This window comes from Seonamhaeicola marinus, from assembly GCF_008085455.1.
Map to the genome: position 1 here is coordinate 1 of NZ_VSDQ01000354.1, position 350 is coordinate 350.

A 350-nucleotide genomic window follows, 5' to 3' on the forward strand; every position below is an offset into this window, starting at 1 on the left:
TTTGGCCATAGGTTTAAGTTTTTGCAACGTTTTAAGTTTTTAAAAACCGATGCTACAAGTACTACTGATGTTGATGCCATTGTATCGGCTTGTAATAAAATGTCTATGTCTAAAACCGGTGCTTTAATTGTTTTTGAACGCAATAATAACTTAGATTTTTTAACCTCATCGGGTGATGAAATGAATATTAAAGTTACCCAACCTATTATTGAAAGTATTTTTTTTAAAAACAGCCCGTTACATGATGGCGCTATAATTGTAAGCAACAATATTGTTAAAGCCACCCGTGTTATTTTGCCTGTTAATAATGAAAAAAACATACCGCAACGCTTTGGTTTACGCCACAGAGC

Annotated in this window: 1 protein-coding gene; it reads left to right on the forward strand. The window is 33.4% G+C overall.

Annotated features, from left to right (window positions below; genetic code table 11):
* On the forward strand, window positions 1-350 hold a 350-nt coding region (locus tag FUA24_RS04900), incomplete at both ends, for a diadenylate cyclase (protein WP_187388171.1).